The sequence below is a fragment of the Streptomyces fungicidicus genome (assembly GCF_003665435.1).
In the GTDB taxonomy this organism is placed as follows: domain Bacteria; phylum Actinomycetota; class Actinomycetes; order Streptomycetales; family Streptomycetaceae; genus Streptomyces; species Streptomyces fungicidicus.
This window is the reverse complement of the sequence record NZ_CP023407.1, coordinates 98,014-107,817: the sequence shown is the minus strand read 5'-3', so window position 1 is coordinate 107,817 and position 9,804 is coordinate 98,014. Positions and strand designations below refer to the sequence as shown.

General features: G+C 73.2%; 1 protein-coding gene (only partly in view). It reads left to right on the top strand.

The annotated features are described in order from the left end of the window. A protein-coding gene (locus tag CNQ36_RS00325) for an SDR family NAD(P)-dependent oxidoreductase (RefSeq protein ID WP_121544436.1) crosses the window boundary here: on the top strand, positions 1–9,804 show its 5' portion. It continues 3,789 nt past the right edge of the window; the window shows 9,804 of its 13,593 coding nt (coding positions 1–9,804); its start codon is at positions 1–3; its stop codon lies off the right edge, out of view.

Below are 9,804 nucleotides of genomic sequence, written 5' to 3'. Positions count from 1 at the left end.
ATGGACAGTGGGCTGGAACGGCTCCTGCTGGATCTCAAGGCCGACCGCGTCTCGAGGGAGTACGTCAAGCGGTACCTGAGGGACCGTCAGGGACGGGGGGAACTGCCCGCCGGCGCCCCCGGCGCGGCACCGCCGACCGAGCTGCTGCGGTGCCACCCGGTCTGGCGGGCCGGCGACGGCCCCGCGACCGGACGGAAGCCGGGACACATGGTGCTCCTCGCCGGGCCCCCCGAACTGGAACCCGCGCTGCTCCAGCAGGACGCGACGATCGACGTGCGCCTCCTGCGCTCCGGGGCCACCCGACTCGCGGACCGCTACGCCGACCTCGCGGGCCAGGTGCTCACCGCGCTCCGCTCGCCGGCCGGAGACCCGGAACTGCCCGCCACGCTGGTTCAGCTCGTCTGCTCCGTGCGGGGCGAGGACGCCCTCGTGTCCGGCCTGATCGGCATGATCAGGAGCGCGGGCCTGGAGAATCCCGCGATCGTGCCCCAGCTGGTGCTCGTCGACCCGGCCGCCGGTCCGGAGCCCACCGCGCGCCGGATCCTGGAGAGCCGCGACCGCGGCGACGACCGCGTCGTGCGCTTCCGCGACGGCGTCCGTGAGGTACTGACCTGGCACGAGCTGCCGATGCCCGAGCGCACGGCCCTGCCCTGGCGGGAAGGCGGCACCTACGTCCTCACCGGAGGCCTCGGCGGCCTCGGACTGATCTTCGCCCGGGACCTTCTGCGCTCCGTACGGAACGCGTCCGTCCTGCTGAGCGGCCGCTCCGCACTCGACGACGACCGGCGACACCTGCTGGAGGGACTGTGCCGCCCGCACGCGCGGGTCGAGTACACCCGGCTCGACGTGGCCGACCCGGACGCCGTCGAGGCGTACCTGACCGGAGTGCGGCGCGAGCACGGTGCCCTCCACGGCATCATCCACGGCGCCGGGGTGCTCCGGGACGGTTTCGTGGCGCACAAGAGCGCCGGGGAACTGCGTGAGGTCCTCGCCCCGAAGACGGCCGGCACCCTCAACCTGGACGCCGCCAGCAAGGACGACGCACTCGACTTCTTCGCCCTGTTCTCCTCCACGGCGGCGGTCACCGGCAACGTCGGCCAGGCGGACTACGCCGCCGCCAACGCGTTCCTGGACGCGTTCGCCCACCACCGGAGCGCTCTGGTCGCGCAGGGCCTGCGCTCGGGACGCAGCCTCTCGCTCAACTGGCCGCTGTGGGCCGAGGGCGGGATGCGGGTCGACGCGGAGACGCAGAACGCACTGCGCGAACAGACGGGCATGCACGCCTTGCGCACCGAGTCGGGCATCTGCGTCTTCCACGCGTCCCTCGGATCGGACCACTGTCAGGTGATGGCGGTCGAGGGCGACGGCCCGCTCATCCGCCGGACGCTGCTCCGGCAGCAGCCCGCCACCGCCGAGTCCGCCCCGGCGCCCGCTCCCGTCCCCGCCGCGGCCGGGGAGACCGACGACGAGGCGCTGCGCGACAGGGTCCTCCGCCGGCTCGGACAGATGTTCAGCGCCGTCATCGGCCTCCCGTCCGCGAAGATCGACGCCCACGCGCCGCTGTCGGCCTACGGCATCGACTCCGTCGTCGTCGCCCGGCTCAACCGGAAACTCGCCGGCGTCTTTCCCGGCCTGCCCAAGACGCTGCTGTACGAGTTCAACTCCCTGGATGCCCTGGCGCGTCACCTCCTGCGGACGCACCGGCAGCAGTGTCTGGACTGGACGGGAGCCGAGAAGCCCCGGCGGGCCACCGCGGCACCGCGGCCTGCCCCCTCCCTCACCGAGCGGCCGGCACCCGCGGCCACCCCGCCCGCCCCGCGGCCCACCGAGGACGCGGTCGCCGTCATCGGCATGAGCGGACGGTTCCCGATGGCCCGGAACCTCCGGGAGTTCTGGGAGAACCTGGCCACCGGCCGCGACTGTGTCACGGAGATCCCGGAGGACCGCTGGCCGCTGGAGGGCTTCTACCACCCCGACCGCGACGAGGCGGTGGCCGCGGGCCTGAGCTACGGCAAGTGGGGCGGATTCCTCGACGGGTTCGACGAGTTCGATCCCCTCTTCTTCGCCATCTCGCCCCAGGAGGCGATGAGCATGGACCCGCAGGAACGCCTGTTCCTGCAGGAGTCCTGGAACGCGCTGGAGGATGCCGGCTACACCAGGCGGCGCCTGGCCGACGCGCACCGCCGGAAGGTGGGCGTCTTCGCCGGCGTCTCGAAGACCGGGTTCGACCTGTACGGGCCCGAACTGTGGAAACGGAACGAGAAGCTGCACCCCCTGACCTCGTTCGCCTCCGTGGCGAACCGGGTGTCGTACCTCCTCGACCTCACGGGGCCGAGTCTGCCCGTCGACACGCTCTGCTCCTCGTCCCTGAGCGCCGTCCACGAGGCGATGCAGCACCTGCTCCGCGACGAGTGCGACCTGGCCGTCGCGGGCGGGGTCAACCTCTACCTGCACCCCTCGAACTACACCCTCATGTCCGGCAAGCGGATGCTGTCGGACGACGGCAGATGCCGCAGCTTCGGAGCCGGCGGCAGCGGGTTCGTACCGGGGGAGGGCGTGGCCGTCGTCCTGCTCAAGCGGCTGTGCGACGCCGAGCGGGACAACGACAACATCCGGGCCGTCCTGCGGGGCAGCAGCGTCAACCACGGCGGCCGCACCAACGGCTACACCGTGCCCAGCCCGGTCGCGCAGGCCGAGGTCGTGCGCGAGGCACTCGCCCGCGCCGGGGTCTCGGCCGGCGAGGTGAGCTTCGTGGAAGCACACGGCACCGGTACCGAGCTGGGCGATCCGATCGAGATCGACGGGCTGACGCAGGCGTTCGCACCGGACGCCGCCTCCGGGCAGCACTGCGCCATCGGCTCGCTGAAGAGCAACATCGGTCACCTCGAGGCCGCCGCCGGCATCGCCGGGCTGATCAAGGTCGTCCTCCAGATGGAGCACGGCTCCCTCGCGGCCGGCCTGCACGCGCGGGAGCCCAACCCCAACATCGACTTCACCCGCACGCCGTTCCGCCTCCAGCGGGAGACGACCGAGTGGGCGCGGCCCGCGGTCGTCGGCGGCGACGGCGGGACGACGGAGGGCGACCGGATCGCCGGAGTCTCCTCGTTCGGCGCCGGCGGTTCCAACGCCCATGTCGTCGTGGCCGAGTACCGCCGGGCCGACGCCGCGTCCGCCCCCGAGCCCGGGAGCGCCCCGGCACTGATCGTCCTCTCCGCGAAGGACGCCGGGCGTCTGCGGGAGCGGGCCCGGGACCTGGTCGGCTGGCTGCGCTCCCAGGAGCCGGCCGACGTCGCCCCCGGTGCCGTCGCCCACACGCTTCAGCTCGGCCGGGAGGCGATGGACGCGCGGCTGGCGCTGGCCGTCGGCTCCCTCGCCGAACTCATCCGGAAACTCGACGCGTTCGTCGCCGGTGAGGAGGACGTCGAGGACCTGTACCTCGGCAACGTCAAGGAGCACCGGGAGGCGCTCGCCGCCCTCGGCGACGACGGCGACATGGCCGCGACCGTCGACCTGTGGATCGAGAAGGGCAAGTTCGACCGGCTGCTCGGTCTCTGGGTCAAGGGCCTGAGCGTCGACTGGGGCAAGTTGTACGGTGCCCGGCGCCCCCGGATGCTTCCGCTGCCCGGCTACCCCTTCGCCCGCGAGCGCTACTGGGTGGGCGACCTGGCGGCGGCGCCCCGCCCGGCCGACTCCGGCCGGCTCCACCCGCTCGTCCACACCAACACCTCCACCCTCGACGTCCAGCGCTTCGCCTCCGTCCTCACGGGCGAGGAGCCCTTCCTCACCGATCACGTCGTCAACGGCCGCAAGGTGCTGCCGGCCGCCGCCTACCTGGAGATGGCCCGCGCCGCCCTGGACGCCTCGCGCGACGGGAGCACCGTTCGGACCGTGCTCCGCAACGTGGTGTGGGCACAGCCGCTCACCGTCGCCGGGACCGCCGCCCACCTCGTCACGACGCTGTACGCCGCGGAGGACGGGCCCGCCGGAGAGGTGACCTTCGAGATCTCCGGCGTCCCCGTCGACGACCCCGGTGCGGACGCCGTCGTCCACAGTCAGGGCACGGTGCGGGCCCTCGCCGACGACGGCGAGCAGGCGGCGGTGGACGTGGCCGCACTGCGGGCGGCGTGCGGTGCCGCGCTCCTGGACGCGGAGGAGTGCTACCGCGTCTACCGGACCATGGGTCTCGACTACGGTCCCGCGCACCGCGGCGTCGAGAGCGTGGCGATCGGCGACGGGCAGGCGCTGGCACGACTGCGACTGCCGTCCCTGGCGACGGCGGACGCCGACGGGTACGTACTGCACCCCAGCCTGCTGGACGCCGCCCTCCAGTCCACCGTCGGACTCTTCGGCCGGAACGGCGACGACACGGGCCCCGCCGGGCTCCACCTGCCCTTCGCGCTCGACGAACTCGACGTCCTCGGGCCGTGCACCCCGCGGATGTGGGCATGGGCCCGGTACGGCGACGGTGACCGGCCCGACCTCGGCATCCGCAAGCTGGACATCGACCTCCTCGACGAGGCCGGCCTGCCGCGCTGCCGCCTCCGGGGGCTCACCTCCAGGGCGTTGGCGGAGCACGGGACGACCGGGCGCACCGGCGGCTCCCTCCCGCACGCCGAAGAGGCCGTTCCGGCCGTCGCGGGCGCGGAGGACGGCGGCTCCCTCCCCGCGGGCACGCAGGAGGAGCGCGTCAGCCGTTACCTTGTCGGCTTCCTCGCCTCCGCGCTGCGCGTACCCGCCGAGCGGATCGACGCCGACGACGCCCTCGAGCAGTACGGCATCGACTCGATCATGGCGATGAACCTGACCAACCGGCTGGAGAGGGCCTTCGGATCGCTGCCCAAGACCCTCTTCTACGAGTACCAGAGCATCAGCGCCCTGTCCGGGTACTTCCTCGGCGCCCACCGGCCGCGCCTGGCCGAACTGCTCGCGGCCGAGGAGGACCGCAAGCCGTCGGACGCGCCGGCGGACACCGTCACCCCAGCCGCGGCCAGGCCCGGGAACGCCCGGCGGACGGTCGCGCGGCGCCGCCGGGAGCCGGCGGGCCGGGACACCGAGATCGCCGTCATCGGGCTGGCCGGCCGCTATCCCCAGGCACGCAACGTCCGGGAGTTCTGGCGGAATCTGGCCGAGGGCCGCGACAGCGTCAGCGAGATCCCCGCCGACCGCTGGGACCACGGCCCCTACTTCACCCCGGACAAGAACGCGCCCGGCAGGACGTACGCCAAGTGGGGAGGCTTCCTGGACGGCGTCGACCGCTTCGACTCGCTCTTCTTCAACATCTCCCCGCGCGAGGCCGCGTTCATGGACCCACAGGAGCGGCTGTTCCTGGAGTGCGTGCACGAGACGCTCGAGGACGCCGGGTACACACGCGAGACCCTGCGGCACTGCGACGACCGCGGACTGCCCGGCAACGTCGGCGTCTTCGTAGGGGTGATGTACGAGGAGTACCAGCTCTACGGTGCCCAGGAGCAGGCACGCGGCCGCAACGTCACGCTGTCCGGCAGCGCGTCGACCATCGCCAACCGGGTGTCGTACGTCTTCGACCTGCACGGCCCGAGCCTGGCCGTCGACACCATGTGCTCGTCCTCGCTCACCGCGCTGCACCTGGCCTGCCAGAGCCTGCGGACCGGAGGCTGTGAGATGGCCGTCGCGGGCGGCGTGAACCTCTCGCTGCACCCCAACAAGTTCCTGATGCTCGGCAGTGGCAAGTACGCCTCCAGCAAGGGCCGGTGCGAGAGCTTCGGGCAGGGGGGTGACGGCTACGTCCCGGGCGAGGGGGTCGGCGCGGTCCTGCTGAAGCCGCTCGCCCGCGCTCTCGAGGACGACGACATCGTCCACGGTGTCATCCGCGCCACCTCGGTCAACCACGGCGGCAAGACCAACGGGTACTCCGTCCCCAACCCCCGCGCGCAGTACGACGTCATCGGACACGCGCTCCGCGAGGCCGGAGTCGACGCGGAAGCGGTGAGTTACGTCGAGGCGCACGGAACCGGCACGTCGCTCGGAGACCCCATCGAGATCTCGGGACTGACCAGGGCCTTCCGCGAGTACACGGACCGGACGCAGTACTGTGCGATCGGCTCGGTCAAGAGCAACATCGGGCATGCCGAGAGCGCGGCCGGCATCGCGGCGCTGACGAAGGTGCTGCTGCAGATGAAGCACCGCCACATCGCGCCCTCCCTCCACTCCGAGGTGCTCAACCCGCACATCGACTTCGACGGCAGTCCCTTCCACGTGGCCCGGGAGCTGATGCCCTGGAACCGCCCGGCGGGCCCCGACGGCACCGCCGCCCCGCGGATCGCCGGCATCTCGTCCTTCGGGGCGGGGGGCTCCAACGCCCACGTCGTCGTCGAGGAGTACGTTCCCGCTCCCCGCTCCGCCGACGGCCCCCCGCCGCGCAGCGCCCCCGCCGCCGTCGTCCTCTCCGCGCGGACGGACGCGGCCCTGCGTGCCCAGGCGGATCAGCTGTTGCGCTGGACGACCGAGGGCGAGGGAGCCTCGACCGAGCTCGCGGACATCGCCCACACCCTCCAGTCGGGCCGGGAGGCGTACGAGGAGCGTCTCGGACTCGTCGCGACGACGACCGGTGAACTCGCAGGCAAGCTACGGGCGTTCCTGGCGGGCGAGGACCAGGTCGCCGAGGTGTACCGGGGCCGGATGGAACGCCGGCAGGGCACCGCGACCGCCCGGACCGCCGACGCGGACGCCGAACGGACACGGACACTGGACGCGGCGCTCGCACAGGGCGCGCACGACGAGGTCGTGAAGCTCTGGGCGACCGGTCTCACGGTCGACTGGACGAGGCTCCACGACGAGTCCGCCCGCTCACCGCGCCGTGTGTCCATGCCGACCTACCCCTTCCAGGGAGAGCGCCACTGGCTGGCCGACGCCGCCACGCCCAGCCAGGACCGGGCGGCGGAACCCGCGCGTCTCCATCCGCTCCTGCACGCCAACACCTCCACCCTTCAGGGTCAGCGCTTCACCTCGGTCTACACCGGCGAGGAGTTCTTTCTGCGGGACCACAGGGTCGGCGGCAGGCCCGTCCTGTCCGGTGCCGCGTGCCTGGAGCTGGCGCGCGCCGCCGTGGCGGCCTCGTGCGAGGAGCCGCACCACGTCGTGAGGCTCCGGAACGTCGTCTGGACACGGCCGGTCACCCTGCACGAGGTGGGGCTGACCGTCCAGGTCCGCCTGCGGTCCGGGAAGCCCGGCGAGGTCGGCTTCGAGATCCTCGTCCCGGGCGACCCGGCGGCCGGAACCGAAGACGTGGTCCACGGCGAGGGCACGGCACACGTGTCGACGCAGCCCGCGGCCGCGCGAACCGGCAGCCGCGTCGACCTGTCGCGGCTGCGTGCGGAGTGCCGGGTTCCCGGACCCGACGCCGATGTTCTGTACGCGACGGCCGAGGCTCGCGGTATCACCTACGGCCCGGGACACCGGGGCGTCGAGCGTCTGTGGACGGGCGAGGGCCAGGTGCTGGCACGGATCGCGCTGCCACCGGCCGTGCGGGACACCCAGGACGCCTACGGGCTCCATCCGTCGATCGTGGACGCCGCCCTCCAGGCGTGCGCGGGCCTGCTGTCCGTGGACTCCGGGAGGGAACCGCTGCTGCTGCCCTACGCCGTGGACGAGGTCGACATCCTCGGCCCCTGCCCGGCGGGGGCGTGGGCCTGGCTGCGGGACGACGCGGACGGGGGCGGCTCCGGCCGGGACGACGGTTCGCGGCGCGTCGACATCGACGTGTGCGACGACGACGGAAGGGTGTGTCTGCGGCTCAAGGGCGTCGTCCTGCGCACCCGTACGGCGGCGACGGCCCCCCGGGAACTCCTTGCGGTACCCCACTGGGTGACCGCGGAGCCCGCGCCGGCCCCGGCGTCGGCCCCCGAGGGCCTGGTGCTTGTCGTGGACCTCCCCGACGTCGCCGCGGCCCTCGAGGCGCGGGACACCGCGCGCGTGGTCCGGCTGACATCGAGCGCCACGGACGTCGGCCGCCGCTACACCGACCACGCGCTGAGGGTCTTCGACGAGGTCAAGCGGCTGCTCGGGGAGCCCGCCCACCACCCGGTCAGGGTCCAGCTGGTCGCCCCGGCCGTCGAGGCGTCGCTGTGGACGGGACTGGCCGCCGTCCTGAGGTCGGCCGGGCTGGAGAACCCGCGGCTGCTCGGCCAGACGGTGCTGGTCGACCCCCGCGACGCTCCGGAGCGTGCCGCCTCCCGTGTGACGGCGGAGCGCGCGGCGCTCGCCGACTTCGGTGTGCGGTACCTGGACGGCCTCCGCCAGGTCCTGAAGTGGCGCGAGGAGGACGTGGACCGCCGTACGGCGGTGACGCCCTGGAAGGACGGCGGTGTCTATCTGATCACCGGGGGCGCCGGCGGCCTGGGCACGGTGTGCGCCCGGGACATCGCGGAGCGGACCAGTGGGGCCCGGATCGTGCTCGCCGGCCGGGCGCCCCATGACGCGCGCAGGGAAGCACTGCTGGAACGGCTGCGGGAGCACGGCGCGGAGGCGGTCTACGCGCAGGCCGACATGGCGGTCAGGGACGACGTCGTGAGGCTCGTGCGGGAGACCCGGGAGCGGTACGGCCGGATCGACGGGATCCTGCACGCCGCCGGGCTCACATGCGACGCGTTCGTCGTCAGGAAGGACGCGGACGAGTTCGCCCGGGTGCTGGCGCCCAAGGTCGCCGGACTGGTGCACCTGGACGAGGCCACGCAGGACGCGGACCTCGACTTCCTGGTCGCCTTCTCCTCGGTCGCGGGGGCCCTGGGCAATGTCGGGCAGGCCGACTACGCGGCCGCGAACGCGTTCATGGACGCCTTCGCGGCGCACCGCAACACCCTGATGGCCCGGGGCGAGCGGCGGGGGAGGACCCTGTCGGTCGCCTGGCCCCTGTGGGCCGACGGCGGGATGGGCGTCGACGCGGCGACCGAGCGTTCGCTGCGGGACCGCTTCGGGCTCGTTCCACTGCGGGACGAGGAAGGGCTGCGCGCCCTGTACCTTGCCCTGGAGTCACAGTCCGACCAGGTGATGGTGGTCTCGGGCGACCGCCGGAGGATCGCGCGGACGCTGCTCGCCGGGCTTCTCGTCGACGGTCCGGCGCCCCGGCCCGCACCCTCGCCGGACGCCGCGGCTCAGGACCCGGACGGGAACGGGGCGCCCCCGCTCGCGGAAGGGCTCGACGAGACCACCGCGCAGCAGGCCGTGGCGTACTTCAAGCGGCTCCTCGCATCGGTCATCGACCTGCCCGCCGACAGGATCGACGCCGAGGCACCCCTGGAGGACTACGGCGTCGACTCCGTCATGACGATGGAGATGACCCGCACCCTCGAGGAAGTCTTCGGCCCGCTCCCGAAGACCCTGTTCTTCGAGCACCGGACCATCACCGCGCTGACCCGACACCTCCTGGAGACCCGCCCCCGGGAGGTCGTGCAGCTCCTTCCCCCGGGAGGCGGGGCCCGGCGGATCCCGGCCGTCGCTCCGGGCGCCTCCGAGCGGCCCGTCCCCTGGACGGAGCGGACCCGGCACGTGTCCGCCGCCGCTCCGGCGGGACGCGGCGCCGGACCGGCCCCGGTCACGGCAACCGGCGATACGGCGATCATCGGACTGGCGGGCCGCTACCCCCAGGCGCGCGACGTGCGGGAGTTCTGGCAGAACCTCGCCGCCGGCAAGGACTGCGTCACCGAGATCCCGGGCGACCGCTGGGACCACGGGCGCTTCTTCGACCCGCGCAAGGGGACACCGGGCAGGTCCTACACCAAGTGGGGCGGATTCCTGGACGGCGCCTACGACTTCGACCCGCAGTTCTTC